This is a genomic window from Labilibaculum sp. DW002 (assembly GCF_029029525.1).
GTDB classification, from domain to species: domain Bacteria; phylum Bacteroidota; class Bacteroidia; order Bacteroidales; family Marinifilaceae; genus Paralabilibaculum; species Paralabilibaculum antarcticum.
Genome location: NZ_JAKJSC010000001.1, coordinates 2572696 through 2591299, shown reverse-complemented (window position 1 = coordinate 2591299; position 18604 = coordinate 2572696). Strand labels below are relative to the sequence as shown.

Below are 18604 nucleotides of genomic sequence, written 5' to 3'. Positions count from 1 at the left end.
TGTTAATAAAAGTTTTTTGAATTCTTCTGCCAAATCTTAATTAAGACAAAGCCAAATAGCATTCCTCCTAAATGGGCAAAATGGGCAATGTTGTCGCCTGATTGATTTTGAACACCCATGAATAATTCTATAAGACCATAACCAATTACAAAATACTTGGCTTTAATTGGAATTGGAGGGAAAATCAGCATCAACTCGGTATTAGGGAATAACATTCCAAAAGCTAGAAGTATACCAAAAACAGCACCAGAGGCACCTACTGTTGGAACATTAATGTTCTCTGTAATCATTTGGTTCACCATTGCGATGGCTTTCTGTGTATCGTAGGCGTTGCTTGGGTTTTCAGCCCAAGAGTTCACAAAATCAGTAACCCAAGGTTGAACTCGGCCCATGTGTTCACGAATAAAATCCAACATTAAATCAGGCGTTGGAGTATTAGCAAAAGCATTGGCAGCAGCTTTCATCGAAGAATAATCGAGCCATCCCACGAAAGTGTGAAGAGCAGCAGCTCCAAGCCCTGTTACCATATAGTAAATTAAGAATCTCTTTGGTCCCCACACACTCTCCAATACTCGCCCAAACATAAAAAGAGCAAACATATTGAAAAACAAATGACCAATACCACCATGCATAAACATATGCGTTACGAATTGGTGCGGTCGAAAATATTCCGATAGTGGAAAATGAAGTGCTAAAAGACGATCAATATTAAAGCCAAATCGGTCACCAACAACACTAGTGACTAATAACATAAGAACGTTAATTATTAACAGGTTTTTTACAACCGGAGGCAGATTCATTAATGAAGATCTAAATTGACTCATTCGAAATTGTTTTATTATTTACTGATATCTAACAATAGTTAGACCATTTTATTGTGTGTGTATTTTAATAACAAATATGCGACATAATGTCACTTTATTTGAATCGGCTTTCTAATTCTTGCGACTCCAGTACAGAAATAATTGCTTTCCCGTCAGGAGTAAAGTTTGGTGTTGTACAAGCAAAAAGTTGATCAAGAATCGAGCTCATTTCTTCGTTAGAAAGCGTTTTGCCATAGTTAAGGGCAGAAGCTTTTGCTAAAGATTTAGCCAGATTTTCACGAACTTTTAGTTTCACATCCATTTGGTTCGATTTGTAATTTGCCAATAGGTTTTCAACCAATTCCTTTGGTTCGCAATTTTGAATATCGGCTGGCGTACCATTAATTACAAAAGTTTTCTTTCCAAATTCACGAATGTCAAAGCCCAAGGCTCTAACATCTTCAATTATTACCTGCAAAAGGGTATAATCCGAAGCATTTAATTCTATGGTTTGTGGAAAAAGTGTTTGCTGCGCAATTCCTTGATGGTTTTCCAATGAATTAATAAACTTTTCGAAAAGAATTCGCTCATGAGCTTTGCGCTGATCAATAATCATTAAACCGGACCGAATTGGCGTAAGAATGTATTTGTTTTTCAGCTGGAAAAAGTTCTTTGCCTTTTGAATTTGCTCTTTAGGTTGTAAGGTTTTTTGAGTAAACTCGGGCATCGATTGTTGAGGCTGAAAATAATCAGGAATATTTTCCCGATCAATTGCCGCTTGGCTTAATTTTTCTTCTTTCTCTTTCTTAGCAGGCTCTTCGTAAAGCGTTTCCCATTTTTCAGGAACCTCTTTTTTAGTTGGAGTGCTAGAAGGAGGAGGCGTTTTGGCTTTAAATTCTTGATAAAACTGATTGGACTCAAAAGACTTGCGTTCCTCGTCGAAAGGATTATAGCTTTTTTCTCCATCGAAAGGATTGTAGTTTGAATCTGCTTCGAAAGGATTAAACTCCGGATTTACCTTAATCATGGGAGCTTCAATTTCCGAATTTTGCCCAGCCACCGGAATTTCTAAACTGGTATCCTCATCAAAATCGATAGAAGGAACAATATTAAATTTCCCTAAAGCCTCACGAATTGAGGCCTGAATAATCTGAAAAATTGCTTGTTCATCCTCAAACTTGATTTCTGTTTTTGTTGGATGAATATTAATATCTATAATCTTAGGATCAACCTCGAAGAAAATAAAATAAGGCGGTATAGTATCAGGCGGCAAAATTTTATCGTAAGCCAACAAAACAGCCTTGTGAAAATACGGATGGCGCATATAGCGATCGTTCACGAAGAAAAACTGTTCATCCGTTCTTTTCTTAGCATTCTTAGGTTTCCCAATAAAGCCCGTCAACTTTACAATACTCGTATTTGTATCAATACTAATTAATCTGGTATTGATACTACGACCAAAAATATTGACAATGCGCTGACGTGTATTACTTGGTGTCAAATTATAAACCTCGGCATCGTTATGAATCAACTGAAACTCAATTTCAGGATTAGCCAAAGTTATTCTCTGAAATTCAGTGATAATATTTCGAAGTTCAGTTGAATTCGCTTTGAGAAATTTTCGTCGTGCAGGAACATTATAAAAAAGATTCTTCACGATAAAATTACTTCCCGGTGGGCAAGCAATAGAATCTTGAGAAGCCAATTCAGAACCATCAATCACAAGATGAGTACCCAACTCGTCTTCGGTTCGTTTTGTTTTTAGTTCGACATTGGCAATGGCAGCAATAGAAGCCAAAGCTTCTCCTCGAAAACCCATTGTACGAATGGCAAACAGATCCTTAGCAGCTTTAATTTTTGAAGTCGCATGACGCTCGAAAGCCAATCTGGCATCCGTTGCCGACATGCCGCAACCATTATCTATAATTTGGATGAGTGTTTTACCTGCATCCTTGAGGTTTATTTTTATGGAAGTACTTCCTGCATCAATTGCATTCTCAACCAATTCCTTAACAACTGAAGCTGGACGTTGAACAACCTCTCCTGCCGCAATTTGGTTCGCTACTGAATCTGGAAGTATTTGTATAATATCGGACATATAGAATTTCTACTTCTAAGGTTTAATTTTAAAGGGATTACTTGTTGGTTAAATGTGTTTTAAGAAGGAAGAAATTTACATGACTCCATCCCATCCGTAAAGGTAAATGTAAGCTGCAAAACAAAGTACAACAAAAATGACTAACATTCGAATGTTTGATTTGTTACGTTCGTTGCTTGAGCCCGAGTGACCATGACGAAGTTCACTTTTCATTCGGCCTTTTATGTTGGGAATGTATTGATCATTTTCATCCTTTATACCTAACTCACCTTTAATTCTTCTTTCTCGCTCTTCTCTTTCCTCTTTAGCAGGATCCCAATATCTAGGTTGAATATTGAATTTTTTATGTTCTGGTTTATTGAAAAAACTAGCAAATCCCATGATAAAATGTTTTGTACCAATTAATAAGTGAAGCCAGTAATGTTTAAAGAATCTACTGTATTCCTTTTAGAAATTATTTTCTAAGGAATTCTTAAGAATCGAAACGGGCAACCCTTTTTGTCTAAAAAAGACCTACAAATATACCGATAAATTATGACTTTTTTTTCAGAAGAACCTATAGTTTGATCGTTAAAATATCCTAAAAAACAGTTTTTTTGAAGGTGGATAATTTTTCACTTTAAATTGTAGTTGAGAAAGGCTTGTTAATTTAGTTTTTTACCGCATTTATTACAATAAATAGAGTCTTCGGAGTGTTCATCGGCCATGCAATTCGGACAAACTTGTGTTGATTGTGGCTTAGAAGAGTTTTTGCTAAGTTCTGCTGTTACAATTCCAGTAGGAACAGCAATTATGGCATAACCCATTATCATGACAATGCTCGCAAAGAATTGTCCCAATGATGTGCTAGGAGAAATGTCTCCATATCCGACTGTTGTTAGGGTCACAACTGCCCAATAAATACCACGGGGAATACTTGTGAATCCATTTTCGCCGCCTTCAATTAAATACATGATGGTTCCAATAATGATCACCAGAGTAACAACAGCAAAGAGAAATACAGAAATTTTTATTCTACTATTGCGCAAAGCTCGTATGATAATTGTACCCTCTTTGGTGTAACGATTTAATTTTAAGATACGGAAAACGCGAAGCAATCGGAGAGCTCTAATAACCATGAAACCATGAGTTCCTGTAACGATAAGAGCCAAATAGGTTGGCAATACCGATAGTAGATCGATTATGCCGTAAAAACTAAAAATATACGCCTTTGGTTTTTTTACAATCCAAATTCTCATAATGTATTCAAGAGAGAAAATACCGGTTATCACCCATTCTGATATTTTTAGTAAATAGTGGTATTCAGCCTCAATTGATGGAACACTTTCGAGCATTACCAAGAGTATGCTTAGAAGGATGACAATTAGGAGAGAAACATCAAATATTTTTCCCGTTTTTGTATCGGCTTCAAAGATGATTTCGTAGAGACGACTTTTGGTAGTGATCATGATCTGTTTAGTATGGGTTTTACAACATAAACTTACTAAAAAACTTGAAAGAGTAGAAAAAACTTTCGTTTTGGATCCTAAGAAGTGAGTTGTGAGGGAGTAAAGTATCCAAGAACTTAAAACTCATTGGTCTTTTTTTTATACTTTTGAGTAAAATTTGAATACGATGATTCTAAACGATATAAAGGAAAGCTTTTTGGATGCGCAAAAAGTATTGAATGAATTTGTTGCCGATGAGGCAAACTTTTTGGCGATTGAAAAGGCAGGTGATGCAATGGTTCAATCCTTAAAAAAAAATGGCAAGGTTATTTCGTGTGGTAATGGTGGTTCTATGTGTGATGCCATGCATTTTGCGGAAGAATTAACAGGCCGTTTTAGAGCCGACAGACCATCTATGGCAGCAGTTGCAATATCAGATCCAAGTCACATTACTTGTGTTGCCAATGACTATGGCTTCGATTATATTTTTTCTAGATATGTTGAAGGAATGGGGCAATCAGGAGATGTATTTTTAGGAATTAGCACCTCGGGAAATTCTGCTAATATTATTAACGCAATTAAAGCAGCTAAAGAGAAGGGGATGTTTGTTGTTGGTTTAACGGGTAAAACTGGTGGCGAAATGGCAGAACTTTGCGATGTTGAAATTAGAGTGCCTTGGAAGCAATATTCCGATCGAGTTCAAGAAATTCACATTAAAGTTATTCATTGCTTAATTCAATATATCGAAGCAAAAATGAAATGATTTTTTGATCATATAAAGTTGAAGGGATGCAGAATAGGCATCCCTTTTTTATTTTATAGGATGTCACAAAAGCTCCATAATATGAATTATGTATTTGTGCGGTGAAATATTATTGTTATCTTCAAGAGTTGATATTGTTAATTAGTAAGATTTCGTAATATGCTTGTTAAAACCTACGGAAGTGCTGTGTATGGTATTCATGCCACCACTATTACAATTGAAGTCAATGTTTTTAACGGAGTTCGTTTTTCATTAGTTGGTTTACCCGACAATGCCGTGAAAGAAAGCCAGCAGCGTATTGATTCTGCATTGCGTGAAGTCGGCTATAAAATTCCGGGAAAAAAAATCATCATTAATATGGCCCCAGCTGATATTCGAAAAGAAGGATCGGCATACGATTTACCATTGGCAGTTGGAATTTTAACGGCAACTGAGCAAATTAAGTGCCCCGATTTACAAAAATATGTAATCATGGGAGAGCTTTCGCTTGATGGAAGTTTAGTTCCTATAAAAGGTGTTTTGCCAATGGCAATTAAAGCCAGAGAGGAAGGTTTTGAAGGTTTGATTTTACCCAAGGAAAATGCAAAAGAAGCAGCTGTTGTAAACAAATTAAGAGTAATTGGTGCTGATAACATTAAGGAAGTGATCGAATTTCTAAAAGGCGATTTGGAGATTCTACCTACTGAGGTAGATACGCGAGCTGAGTTTTATGCACACCTAAATAATTTTCCTCATGATTTTGCCGATGTAAAAGGACAGGAGAATGTGAAACGTGCTCTTGAAATTGCAGCAGCGGGGGGACACAATATTATCATGATCGGACCTCCGGGTTCTGGAAAAACCATGTTGGCAAAGCGCATACCAGGCATATTGCCTCCATTGAGTTTGCAGGAAGCACTGGAAACAACAAAAATTCATTCTGTTGCTGGTACTCTTGAAAAAGATAATGGTTTAATGACTAAGCGTCCTTTTCGATCTCCGCACCACACCATATCTGATGTAGCCCTCGTAGGTGGTGGTACTGTTCCTCAGCCCGGTGAAATATCTTTATCGCACAATGGGGTTTTGTTTCTCGATGAGCTACCTGAGTTTAAACGCACAGTACTTGAGGTTATGCGACAACCTTTAGAGGATAGAACCATTACCATATCACGCGCTAAATTTACGGTTGATTACCCGGCAAGTACCATGTTGATTTCCTCTATGAACCCTTGCCCTTGCGGATTTTATAATCATCCTGATAAAGATTGCCTGTGTCCTCCGGGTATGGTACAAAAATATTTGAGCCGAATTTCTGGACCACTTCTCGATCGTATTGATATTCATATAGAGGTTACCCCTGTTTCTTTCGATAAGATATCAGAAAAACGGCTTTCGGAAAAAAGTGAGGTAATTCGCGAGAGGGTTGAGAAATCTCGACAAATACAAGAAAAACGTTTCGAGGAACAAGATGGTGTGCATTGCAATGCACAAATGAGTTCAAAATTACTGCGCCAACACTGTCAGCCCAATGAAGATGGTATGAAGCTTCTTAAAGTAGCTATGGAGAAGGTTGGGCTATCGGCTCGTGCATACGACAGAATTCTTAAGGTATCGAGAACAATTGCCGACTTAGAAGGATCTGAAACTATCGAAACCGATCACCTATCGGAAGCGATCCAATATAGAAGTTTGGATCGTGATGGATGGGGAGGGTAAATTAATGATTAATTAAGAATTATAAATGAATATTTTTATTTCTCTCTCAATTAAAGTAATCTTCCATTTTAGGGGAGATGTTCGACAGGACAGAGGGATGTTTAAACTAAAATATAAATGAGACAACTTTTAATCTTGTTATTGATAGCACAATGCTCTTTGTGCTATTCCCAAAATGCAGAATTTGGCAAATTAAGTAAGAAAGGTAGTTTTACTGAATACCTTAGTAAGAATGGAAACCAAATTAAAGTTGGAGATACATTGGTTGTAGGATTGCCTTCTGCAAATACAGGTTTTAATTATATTTCGGAAAATGGAGAAATGCTTAGCCCTGATATATCCGGAACTTCTGTTGTAATTAAGAAGCTAAAAGCATACGGCGAAAAATGGAAAGGCTTTAAGATTTACGTTCAGGTAAAAGGTTCTGGTTTATCATCTGTATTAATAGATTATGAATCGGCTTTGGTAACTGGAGAAATTAAAAATCCAAAGGCAAAATTAACAAGAACAGAAGCGATCAATAAGCTAAAAGAAGCAAAAGAACTTTTAGACCTTGAAGTTATTGGTCGTGAGGAATACAATACCATTAAGAATGATTTAACGCCTTTAATTTTGAATTAGAAATTATTGAATGTTTGTAGGGTCATGCTATGGTGTGACTTTTTTTGTTTGATGTTTTTGGGTTGGTAGAATGTCCTATCCCTATGATATTGTGAGAGATCTGTATTAGATTTCTTGCCAATTGCTTATATGAAAATTTGAATTTCTTCGAAGCCCTTTATTTACCTGCAATCAGTGGATTTATTATCTTAAAAATGTTTATTTTCGATAAAATAAATAATAATCTATTGCAAATGCTCGAATTCGACTCATATCATTTAATTATAGCAGGATGTTTAATCATTTTGCTCTCGTTTATTTTCACCAAAATAGCAAACCGAACCAATGTGCCTGCTGTTCTTATGCTAATTGGCTTGGGTGTGATTATCCAGTATGGATTAAAACTAATGAAGATTCCGGAAATTGATTTTTTTCCAATACTTGAGATCATTGGGATTATTGGGTTGATTATGATTGTACTGGAAGCTGCATTGGAACTCGAACTGAAGAAAGATAAAATCAGAGTTATTTTGAAATCACTTTTGGTGGCAAGTCTGGGGCTTATTTTTTCACTGATGGCTGCAGCGGGCATCATATTTTATTTAATTCCTGACATGGATTGGTTTACTGCGATGTTGTATGCCACGCCCTTATCAATTCTCTCAAGTGCTATTATCATTCCAAGTGTTGGAAATTTGAGTGAAGAGAAAAAAGAATTTCATGTTTACGAGAGCACATTTAGCGATATTATTGGTATTATGCTCTTCTATTTTGTTCTGAATGTTATTGAATTTCAAAATCCAGATCCTTTGAGTACATCACAAATTATGCATCCGATGTTAAGTTTTGGTATAAGCACTGTCGTTTCTTGCATAGTCGCATTTGTTGCTAGCTACTTACTTCTATATGCCTTCCAGTTTGTTAAAGATGGAGCGCATTTATTTCTGTTGATTTCTATATTGGTTTTACTTTATGCTGTTGGCAAAATATTACATTTATCACCGCTCATTATCATTCTTGTGTTTGGAATAATTGCTCAGAATAATGAATTGTTTTATCGTGGTCCTTTGCGAAAATATCTTCATAAAGAGAGGTTCGATGTTTTAAAAAGAGAGCTGCATGTGATAACAATGGAATCTGCTTTTGTTGTTAGGACCTTCTTTTTTGTAATATTTGGCTTGAGTATTATTGTTTCAAATCTGCTCAACTATAGTGTTTTGGAGGTCAGTTTAATGCTCTTGCTTAGTATTTATGCCATACGCTGGTTATTGCTTCGTATTTTTATAGGTGTTGATATTTTTCCACAAATTTGGATCGCACCTCGAGGCTTGATTACCGTTTTGCTGTATTATGCCATTCCTCAAGAATATGCTAACGAGTCCTTTGATCCTGGTATCCTTTTGTTCATTATTATTTCGACCAGCCTAATCATGTCTTGGGGACTAATTCATTCTGCTATTGTGAGCGACATTCCTTTGCTCATCAACCCAATAGTTGAAGAGGAAAATATAATTAATCAGGAAGAAGAAACTAGTGAAGAGAAGAACAATTGACAATTAAGAATGAATCCTTAGGATTCAAATATTTATAGCAAAAAAGCTAACCCACATAATTCGACTCCGAAGGAGTCGTACCAAACTTTTCGTATTGTTTTTTTATAAACATGAAATCCCTCTGGGATATTCTGTATTCGAATTATCGCCACATCATACAATAAGCATGTTTGCATTGGTTGGTGGGGGAATTGTTCGTAGTAATTTGATAATAGCAGCGGTTTTGGGTTAGGGATAGAAGCGGAAACCCCACAGCTTGGCGTTGGGATGTGAGTGGGAAGGCGAGGAGTTATAGCGAATAGCCCGACCGACTGAAAGGAGGGAACCCCAATAAAAATGGCGGAAATCACTCAATTTTGAGAATAAAGAGAAAAGAAAAAGACGATTGGGTTGTTTTTTATATTGTTTTGCTAAATTTGTTTAACTAAAGAATTAAGATCGTTGTGCTAAAAACGAAGCTTTAAAAGAAACACTTACTATGGGAAACAAATTGAATGATCCTATTGCAAGATTAATGGGATTGCGTTACAAGTCTCATCCTTGGCATGGGCTGGATGTTGGAGACAATGCGCCGGAATCGGTAATGGCTTTTATTGAAATGGTTCCTACTGATACCGTTAAATATGAGGTTGATAAAACGAGTGGTTATTTAAAGATTGATCGCCCTCAGAAATTTTCGAATGTAGTTCCTGCTTTGTATGGATTTTTACCACAGACTTATTGTGGAAGATCGGTTGGCGAATACTGTAGCGAAAAATCTGGAAAAGAAGGTATTGAAGGAGATTTGGATCCTTTAGATATTTGTATTTTAACGGAAAAATCAATTTCTCATGGGGATATTATTGCTGAAGTTCGCCCAATTGGTGGCTTTAGAATGATTGATGGAAATGAGGCGGATGATAAGATAATTGCTGTTTTAATAAACGATGCTACGTATGGTGGTTTTACCGATATAAAATGTGTGCCAGCTGTAATTACTGATCGTTTAAAGCATTATTTCTTAACTTATAAGGATATGCCAGGTTTGGAGAGTGAGGCTGAAATTACTCACATTTATGGGGTTGAAGAGGCTCATGAAGTAATTGTTCGTTCGATGAATGATTACAAAACCAAATTTGAGAATTTGGAAGATATTTTGAGACACGTTTAAGCAATTAATAATTGTGAAAAGATATAAAGCAATGGTTCGAAAGAGCTGTTGCTTTTTTTTTGTGCTAATAAAGGCTAAAATGAGTAATCTGTTAATCTATAGTTAAATATTCTGGTAATTTAATCTAAATAAGAATTTTAAGGCTGAAAAATTTGCACAATTGACGGATATGTGCGAGATTAAAATATTGATTTTTAAAATGAAAAGTAGGAAGGCTCAGAATGAAAATATTGTTTGAAACAGAAAGATTATATCTACGAGAAATATTAGCTAGTGATGATGAATTCATGTTTGAAATGGATTCTGACCCCGAAGTGTATAAGTTTTTAGGGCGAAAACCGATTCGTGACATTGGTCAGAGTCAAAAAATGATTGAATCGATACAGGAGCAATACCAAAAGAATGGAATTGGTAGGTGGGCGATTGTTGAGAAAGAATCGGATCGTTTTATTGGCTGGACAGGGTTTAAGTTGGAAAAGGAAAGCTATAACGGGCACATTGATTTTTATGATCTGCGTTTTCGTTTGTTGCGTAAATATTGGGGGAAAGGATTAATTACTGAAGCCACAAAGGCTGCGATTGAATATGCTTTTTCAGAATTAAAGCTACCTGAAATTTGCAGCATGACTTTGGTGAGCAATAAGAAATCGCAACGAGTTTTGGAGAAATTAGGTTTTAAATTGGAAGAAAAATTCAAATATCAAGGAGATGAAATTACTTGGTATAAACGAGTAAATAAATAATGAATAAGCCTCAGGTTTTAACCTGAGGCTTATTCATTATTCCTTAAAAGGGTACGATTCTTTAAAATCCTTTTATTTTTCTTGTGGCAAGGCGTGATAAGTTTTGCTGATTATCCTCCATCCTGATTCAAATTTCAATAAGGACAGGTAATCTACAAATTTTAATTCTTCACCTTCGTAAAAATCTATTTTAGCTACAGCCGCTTTGCCAGTAACATCAATAAATTGATATTTTATGGTGGTAAACTCATTTTGGAAAGTATATTTATTACCCTTGGCTTTGCCCATTTTTGCATATTCGATCCAATTGTGTATTGTGGTTTTTCTCAGGATATTTCCTTGTCCCGATCCAAATAAAACAAAACCTGGATGGATCCCCTCATGTATCGAATCAAGTTCAAAATTATTGCACAAGCCATCAATATATGCACTTTGAATTACATTTTTAATAAGCTCTTTCTCTTTTTCGACATCATTTTGTTGTGCCAAAAGAAGTGTAATAGAAGAGAACAGGAAAATTGTGAATAATAGTGTTTTTTTCATACTGTGTTATTGTTAGTTAAATCATTTATTGTTTTTTAAATTAAGATTTGATCTACTCATACCTCAAACTCTCCACAGGATTTTTTGTTGCTGCTCGCCAGGATTGAAAAGAAACGGTAAGCAGTGCGATTCCCATAGCTAAGAATCCTGCCAAAGCAAATACCCACCATGAAAGTTCTGTTTTGTAGGCAAAATTTTCCAACCATTTATCTATGGCATAATAAGCTATTGGACAAGCTATAATGAAGGCAATAATCATCCATTTGAGATAATCTTTATTGAGCATTCTAATAATTTCATGGGTTTTTGCCCCATTTACCTTTCTGATGCTTATTTCTTTTTTTCTGGCTTGTATCATTGAAATGGAAATTGCAATCAATCCGATGCAAGCTATTAGAATGGATAGGATTGACAACACACTCAGAAAATTCCGTTGATTGATGTATTGTTTGTATTGTTGCAGATACAAATCATCGATGAAATGATATTCCAATGCATAATCAGGAAATAATTGCTCCCATGTAGATTGGATTTCAGGTAAAATACCAAGCAGAGCTTCAGGAGTAAAACGTATGCTTATGCAGGAATTAACCATGTTTTGATAATGTAAAGCAATGGGTTTTTCCTTCTCATCCATGCTTGTTAAATGCAAGTCGTCACAAATACCAACAATTTTCCCTTTTGACAGAAGTTCGTTATAATTATAATTGAATTCAAAATCCCGATTAATAAATTCTTCAGCGGGAAGTTCCGCTTTAATGTATTTTAATGCTGTTTTGTTTAGGATGTATTGCTTTTTATCTGGATCGGGAGTGAAGTTGCTACCAGCTAGCATTTTTACGTTATAAAAATCTAGATAATTGTGATCGCAAGGGAATACATTAAGGCGATTGCTTGAGAATTCTTCTTTGGTTATACCATCCAAATGGTAGAAAAAGGCATCCATGATTTCGCCTCCTGGCTCTTCCATAGCACCAGTTACATTTTCAATTCCGGGTATTTTTAATAATTTGCTTTTAAATATATCATATTTGTCAAGTAAAGAGCGCGATACGTTTGTGATGTTAATAATGTTTTTGTCGTTTCCGCCTAGCCTATTTGCCATTAAAAGATGTATCTGACTTTGGATAACGAAAGTTGTAATTAATAGACCAACTACGATGGCAAACTGCAAGGATAATAATATACCACTCGATATTTTTCCTGATTTAGCTTTAAGATCTTGTCCTGAACTATTAACTATATCTGGCTTAATTTTGTATCTCAGAATGGGTAAGATTCCGATAAAGGATCCACACAGGAGTAGCAGAAATATTGTAATTAGTAAAACTTTATAGGTAGACAGTGAAATGGCAAAATCAGGTAGAGAAAATAGGTGCTGAAAACCTGGATATGCCAAACGAGCTAAAATAAATCCAATAAGGACAGAAAGACCAATGATGATAAGATTTTGCCAGAAACCTACTATGACAATGTGATGTAGTTTTCCACCAAGAAAATGGTTTACCAATATATTTTTAGATCGCTCCTTTATGGCCACAAGATTTAAATTTGTAAAGTTGATAAAGGCCACTACAATAATAAGTATCGCCAATAGAATTAATATTCTTACATTTTTTATATCTCCATTAATTTCTATTTCTCTGTCTTTGTGACTATGCAGATGGATATCCTGAACAGCTTGTAGATGAAATGTATAAAGAGGGGCTGATACTTCATCTAAGTGTTTTTTCTTGAATTCATCAAACTGATTTTTTACCCGATTGATACTTTCGGGTTTATCCAAAAGCAAATAGGTGTAATTCCATGCTGAATAATTGTCTTGTTTATCCAGAGAGGTAAGGATTTCTGGATGAAAATGGGTTTGAGAAGGAACATCTTTCATAACACCAACAATTGTATACTCAACAAATTGAGGATTAAATTGATGTTCCAGAGAGATTTGTTTGCCTATTGGATTCTCTGAGGAAAAGAATTTTTTACTAATAGACTCTGATATAACAGCTTGATTTTTTGAATTTAAGATCTCATTTGGATTTCCCAGTAATAAGGTGTCGTTGAATACCTTAAAATAATTTGAGTCTGTTGCATAGGCACCCTTGCTATAGAATTTATCCTCTCCAATCTTAACGGCACATTGCCTAAAAGGAGAAAGACGAGCCATGCATTTTACTTCCGAGATATCTTCATCAAGATATTGAATGCCTGAATATTTAACACGAGCAAAATGGTTACTGTAATCACCTTTTTGATATTCCATGGTAAAACGAGCTACCCGTGCACTATTGGAGTAATGTTGATCAAAACCAGTCTCAAATTGGATGTAATACAGGATTAAGAAAATAGCAGCAAGGGATATGGATAAACCAATAATATTGGTAATTCCATAGGATTTTTGTCGCAGGGTACTTCTTATTGCATATTTAATATGATACCAAAGCATATTTTTTGTTTTAGATTTACTCGTATCTCAAACTTTCCACCGGATTCCGTGTGGCAGCTCTCCATGATTGAAATGAAACAGTTATTAGGGCTATTCCCATTGCAATAATTCCTGCCAAGATGAACATCCACCAACTGAGCTCCGTTCTATAGGCAAAGTTTTCAAGCCACTTTCTCAGTGTAAACCAGGCAATAGGGCATGCAATTACAAAGGCAATAGCTACCCATTTTACAAAATCACCATTTAGCATGGATAGTATTTCTTTGGTTTTTGCTCCGTTCACCTTCCTGATACCTATTTCTTTGGTTCTTTGTTCGGAGGTAAAATAGGAGAGTGCACTAATTCCGAGAATTCCGATGATAATTCCAAGAATAGAGAAACTCATTAGAATTCGCTGTAGAATGTTTTCTGATTTGTACTGCTGTGCAATTTTATCATCCATAAAGAAGTAATCTATTTTTTGGTTGGGATAATGATTTTCCCACTCTTTCTTAATACTCGTCATTGCTGTTTTTGTATTCCCTGGCGATACACGAATATGAATAAATCTGCCTCTGTTATGAGATTCATTGATGATGAAAATATAGTCCCCAATTTGATCGTGTGCAGAACTGTAATTGAAATCCTCCACAACGCCAATAATATCAACTCTTCTCTGATCAGATTCTAAAGGGATTCCCGATCGGTAGGCGTTCAAATTCTCAAGCGTTTTGTGTTTTTCCATCAACCTTTTGTACAAATGTTTGTTGATCACCATTCCATCAATGGTATCCTTCGAAGTATTGATGTAGTTGTGAATAAAAGGAATGTTCATGGTTTTTAAAAAATCATAATTAGCCATAGACAATTCCGCAGTTCCTTCAATTCCAAATCCTTCTAAGGAAAGGGTTTGTGTTGGATAACCAAAATGTTGCATCGTGAAACCAATCGATTCAATGGATGATTTTTTTCTTAATTCATTCGCAAAAACATTGGGGTCTTTCGAAAAATCAGTCAGTTTAAGCACAACAATATTATTTTTTGTAAAGCCAAGAGGTTTATCTAGCAGGTAGGAGATTTGTTTGTTGACCAAAATGGCAGATGAAATAAGTACAATTACGATCATGATTTGAAAGATCATTAATGGTTGTAAAATACGTCTGCCAGTTAAAGGTGTTTGACCCTTTATGATATCACTGGTTGAGTTGTTGTTTAAAATAAAAAAGCGCACAAAAAGGACACTTAAAATTCCACTAAAGAGCAGAACGGTCAATGCTGCCAGATAAATGATCGGCTCTAAATAGAAGATGTCGAATTGAATTTCGTAGAAGTTATTAATGTAAGGTGTTATTATTTCAATCAGAAATAAGGAGATGATGACTGATAAAGAACAAAGGAGAAGCACTTCAATAAGAACTTGAGTTAGCAAATGTTTTTTGTGAGCGCCAATTGAAGATTTTAGTCCAAATTCTTTTGATCTTTTGAATAGGTTAACGGTGATTAAGCTAACAAAATTGATTAAGGAAATTAGTAATATAACAAGGGCAACGATTGTGAATAAATTGATATTTATTTTTGAATTGCTTTCTTTTAATTCAAATCTACAATTTGATTTTAAATGAATATCGGTAAGATTCGCGAGTTTGAATTTGTAATCTTTAGGCCCTCGGGTCTGTCTTAAGCTTGAATTATTGAAGTTTTTGAGAAGTTTTTCTTCAATAATGGAAGGCGAGACTCCTTTTTTTAATTTTAGATAGTTGTAAACCCATTGAATTTTTCTTTCGGATAAAGCAGCATAAGCTGCTTCTAGTGAACCTTTTTGCGAGAGCAGAATTTCGCAATTGAAATGAGTTTTGATAGGCGTGTTTTTAACGACGCCAATAATTTCATATTTCCCAAGAACTCTTCTGTATTGCAAGCGCTCAACATCAATGTATTGTCCAATTGGGTTTTCATTTTCAAAATGTTTTTTTGCACAACGCTCAGAAATGAAAGCAACATTGGGTTTTGTAATATCAGACAATTTACCAATAAGACTTTCAACGCCAAATAGGTTCATGAAATTGGTATCGACCGATAAAATATCCGTTTGCGATACGCTTTGTTCATTTATTTTAATGGTTCCTAACGGGCAATGTGAAAATTGTGTTGCATTTTCGACTTCTGGAAAATTTATGGACGCTTCTTTTATGAATCCTAAACTTCTAGCCCAAGGGTCGTTGATATGCGAAGGTGTTGATACGACTCTGTAGATATTTTGATGATCTTTAATATGCCTATCGTAACTTCGTTCGTTTTGCACATGAATGAACAGAACGAAAAAGGATGCAATTCCAATACTGAGACCCAATATATTGGTTACCGAAAAAGCTCTATTTTTAAGCAGACGTAAAACCGATAATTTTAAATGATACCAAAGCATAATTTTCAATTTTATTTATTCGTAACGCAAACTTTCCACAGGATTTCTGGTAGCTGCTCTCCACGATTGGAATGAAACGGTTAGCAATGCAATGCCCATAGTGATGATTCCTGCCAATGCAAAAACCCACCAGCTAAGTTCTGTTCGGTAGGCGAAATTCTCGAGCCATTTATTCATTGCCAGATATGCTAAGGGGCAAGCAATTAAATAGGCAATAGCGATCCATTTTAGGAAGTCTATATTGAGCATTTTAATAATTTCGTGGGTTTTAGCTCCGTTTACTTTTCTAATACCGATTTCTTTTGTTTTATCATAGCCTATAAAGAAGCTAAGTCCAAGTATTCCAAACATGGCAAGTATTACACACCATAGTGTAATGAATTCGATAAAGCGAGCGATCTTTTCTTCTTTTGTGTATAATGCATTCAATTGATCATCAAGGAATTTAACGTCAATTTGATTCGTTGAATCAAATTTTTGTGCAATATTTTTTATGTACGTAACTGTTTGTTGATATTTTTGAGGTTGTACACGTAACATTAAAACGTATTTTCTTTTATTCGTAAGCCAGAATTGCATAGGCATTATTTCATCTTGTAGTCTGGAAAAATTGAAATTTTCAGCAACACCTATAATATCTCCCAAGAAATCGAAGCCTCCCATTTGATGTTCGAGAGGATTTTCCCATCCAAATTCTTCTGCAGCTTTACGATTAATAATAAAGGTATTGATATCAGCTTGAGAATTTGGATTAAAGCTTCTTCCTTCCGCTATTTTTATTTTGAAAAAGTCAAGAAAATGATGATCAATAGGCCAACATTTAATATTTACATATTGTCCATCAATTTCACGTCCCCAACCCATTCCTACTTGACCTGGAATAAAATTAGAATATGTATAATCGAGAATTTCTCTTGATTTCATCAATTCATCTGCGAAAGCTTGATGATGTTCTCTAAGGTCTTTTGTCGTGCGGATGCAAACAACATGTTCTTTGTCAATTCCGATATCAAAATTTTTCCAAAAATGGAGTTGTTTCTCAATAATTAATGTTGATATAATTAGTCCAATTGCAAAAACAAACTGGATTATTATTAATGCATTTCTAAATGCTTTCCCCTTTTTAACGAAGAAAATTTTTCCTTTTATAACTTCTGATATCGGAGCTGAATTAAAATAATTTGAAGGATATAGACTCGCCAAAACACCAAAGGAGATGGATAAGATAAAAAACCAGATTAGATATATAGGTCTGGATTCAAATGAAAGCCCTTTTATCTCAAAGAACGATTCAATTGTTGGGTAAATTAGAAAATGAATAGCGATGGCAACTATAATTGAGATGAGGGATAATATAATAGACTCAAGAATTACTTGAATTCGAGCCATCTGTTTTTTTCCTCCTAAAACTTGTTGAATTGAAAGAGCTTTGGCACGATTTGAAGCTTGAGAAGTGGAGAAATTGATAAAGTTTACAAATCCCATGCACATAATCATAAATCCTAATATGCTTAGAATATTTAAAATTAGTTTGTTTGATTTTCCCCAATAGGATGATGCATAATGCAATTCCTTTAAAGGTCTTAGGCTAAGAGGTTCCTTGTTTGGATTACGTTCTTTTATTCCTTCTAACTTTTTATCAAATTGATCGATTTGTGATATTTTTTGAACCAATTTTTTTGGTTTGATACCCTTGCGAGCTTGGATGAAAACATTATAACTCCATTCGGACCAAGATTTCGTGGCTTTTATTTTACCGCGAGCATCTCGAGTTAAAGTAGAAAAAGAGATTAAGCAATCTGATTGGATGGTTGAGTTGTTAGGGAGATCATGCATAATACCGCTTACCATGAATTCGGCTTTATTTATGGTAATCGTTTTTCCATATGCGTTTTCTTTACCAAATAGTTTTTTGCTGAGGGATTCGGTAATGACAACATTTCCAGGCTCAATGAGCACTGTATTTTTATCGCCAATAATTAATGGAAAACTAAACATTCTTAGAAATTCATCACTTGCATATAAGGCATCTGTGGAAACAAATTGGTCTGACAAATTCATTTTTTCTGTTGCAAATTTAGATTTCCCCCTATTCCAAATAGAAGTTACATTTACCACTTCTGGAATATTCTCTTTGATTACATCTGCTGCGATTGCTGGAATCCAAGCCGAATAACTAGTTTCGACTCTATAAATTGAACTATTGTTTGTGTGAAATTGATCAAAACTCTTTTCGAATGATACGTAGAGTGTAATTATAATAATGCATAAAAATGCCGTAACTAAACTGAAAATTGAGAATAGAGAAGCCATTCTAAATTTCAATATACTTCGAAAAATCTGTTTGATTAAATGCATAGTTTATGGTTTGTATTATGTGCA

At 35.1% G+C, this 18604-nt stretch carries 14 protein-coding genes; 6 read left to right on the top strand and 8 right to left on the bottom strand.

Annotated features, from left to right (window positions below; all coding sequences use genetic code 11):
- Window positions 1-2: 2 nt before the first annotated feature.
- From L3049_RS10305 to L3049_RS10290, 4 genes are all read right to left on the bottom strand, one after another.
- Window positions 3-824, bottom strand: a complete 822-nt coding sequence (locus L3049_RS10305; RefSeq protein ID WP_275109725.1) for a rhomboid family intramembrane serine protease — start codon at window positions 822-824, stop codon at window positions 3-5.
- A 94-nt stretch (window positions 825-918) separates the two neighbouring features.
- Window positions 919-2901: a DNA mismatch repair endonuclease MutL gene (gene mutL, locus L3049_RS10300; RefSeq protein ID WP_275109724.1), complete on the bottom strand. Its 1983-nt coding sequence runs from the start codon at window positions 2899-2901 to the stop codon at window positions 919-921.
- Window positions 2902-2976: 75 nt separating this feature from the next.
- Window positions 2977-3282: a hypothetical protein gene (locus tag L3049_RS10295; protein ID WP_275109723.1), complete on the bottom strand. Its 306-nt coding sequence runs from the start codon at window positions 3280-3282 to the stop codon at window positions 2977-2979.
- A gap of 263 nt (window positions 3283-3545) precedes the next feature.
- Window positions 3546-4349 (bottom strand): ion transporter, encoded by an 804-nt coding sequence (locus tag L3049_RS10290; protein ID WP_275109722.1) that lies wholly within the window; start codon window positions 4347-4349, stop codon window positions 3546-3548.
- A 166-nt stretch (window positions 4350-4515) separates the two neighbouring features.
- On the opposite strand from L3049_RS10290, the gene lpcA reads away from it, so the two are divergent.
- From lpcA to L3049_RS10260, 6 genes are all read left to right on the top strand, one after another.
- On the top strand, window positions 4516-5091 hold the full coding sequence (gene lpcA, locus L3049_RS10285) for a D-sedoheptulose 7-phosphate isomerase (RefSeq protein ID WP_275109721.1): 576 nt from the start codon (window positions 4516-4518) through the stop codon (window positions 5089-5091).
- Between the two features lie 159 nt (window positions 5092-5250).
- Window positions 5251-6789, top strand: coding sequence for a YifB family Mg chelatase-like AAA ATPase (locus L3049_RS10280; protein ID WP_275109720.1), 1539 nt, complete (start codon window positions 5251-5253; stop codon window positions 6787-6789).
- 117 nt (window positions 6790-6906) lie between these two features.
- Window positions 6907-7410, top strand: coding sequence for a hypothetical protein (locus L3049_RS10275; protein WP_275109719.1), 504 nt, complete (start codon window positions 6907-6909; stop codon window positions 7408-7410).
- Window positions 7411-7643: 233 nt separating this feature from the next.
- Complete coding sequence (locus tag L3049_RS10270; protein WP_275109718.1) at window positions 7644-8942, top strand: cation:proton antiporter domain-containing protein; 1299 nt, start codon at window positions 7644-7646, stop codon at window positions 8940-8942.
- Between the two features lie 478 nt (window positions 8943-9420).
- Entirely contained in the window at window positions 9421-10092 is a 672-nt protein-coding gene (locus L3049_RS10265; RefSeq protein ID WP_275109717.1) for an inorganic pyrophosphatase, read from the top strand.
- Window positions 10093-10313: 221 nt separating this feature from the next.
- The gene (locus tag L3049_RS10260) at window positions 10314-10835 is read left to right on the top strand and encodes a GNAT family N-acetyltransferase (RefSeq protein ID WP_275109716.1); all 522 of its coding nucleotides are present in this window, start codon (window positions 10314-10316) and stop codon (window positions 10833-10835) included.
- Between the two features lie 72 nt (window positions 10836-10907).
- On the opposite strand, the gene L3049_RS10255 is transcribed toward L3049_RS10260, so the two are convergent.
- The 4 genes from L3049_RS10255 to L3049_RS10240 are packed head-to-tail and all read right to left on the bottom strand — an operon-like array spanning window position 10908 to window position 18580.
- Window positions 10908-11378, bottom strand: a complete 471-nt coding sequence (locus L3049_RS10255) for a nuclear transport factor 2 family protein (RefSeq protein WP_275109715.1) — start codon at window positions 11376-11378, stop codon at window positions 10908-10910.
- Between the two features lie 52 nt (window positions 11379-11430).
- Window positions 11431-13821, bottom strand: coding sequence for an ABC transporter permease (locus L3049_RS10250; protein ID WP_275109714.1), 2391 nt, complete (start codon window positions 13819-13821; stop codon window positions 11431-11433).
- 16 nt (window positions 13822-13837) lie between these two features.
- Window positions 13838-16222 carry an ABC transporter permease gene (locus L3049_RS10245; protein WP_275109713.1) on the bottom strand — a complete coding sequence of 795 codons (2385 nt, stop codon included), beginning with the start codon at window positions 16220-16222 and terminating at the stop codon, window positions 13838-13840.
- 15 nt (window positions 16223-16237) lie between these two features.
- On the bottom strand, window positions 16238-18580 hold the full coding sequence (locus L3049_RS10240) for an ABC transporter permease (RefSeq protein ID WP_275109712.1): 2343 nt from the start codon (window positions 18578-18580) through the stop codon (window positions 16238-16240).
- Between the last annotated feature and the right edge of the window lie 24 nt (window positions 18581-18604).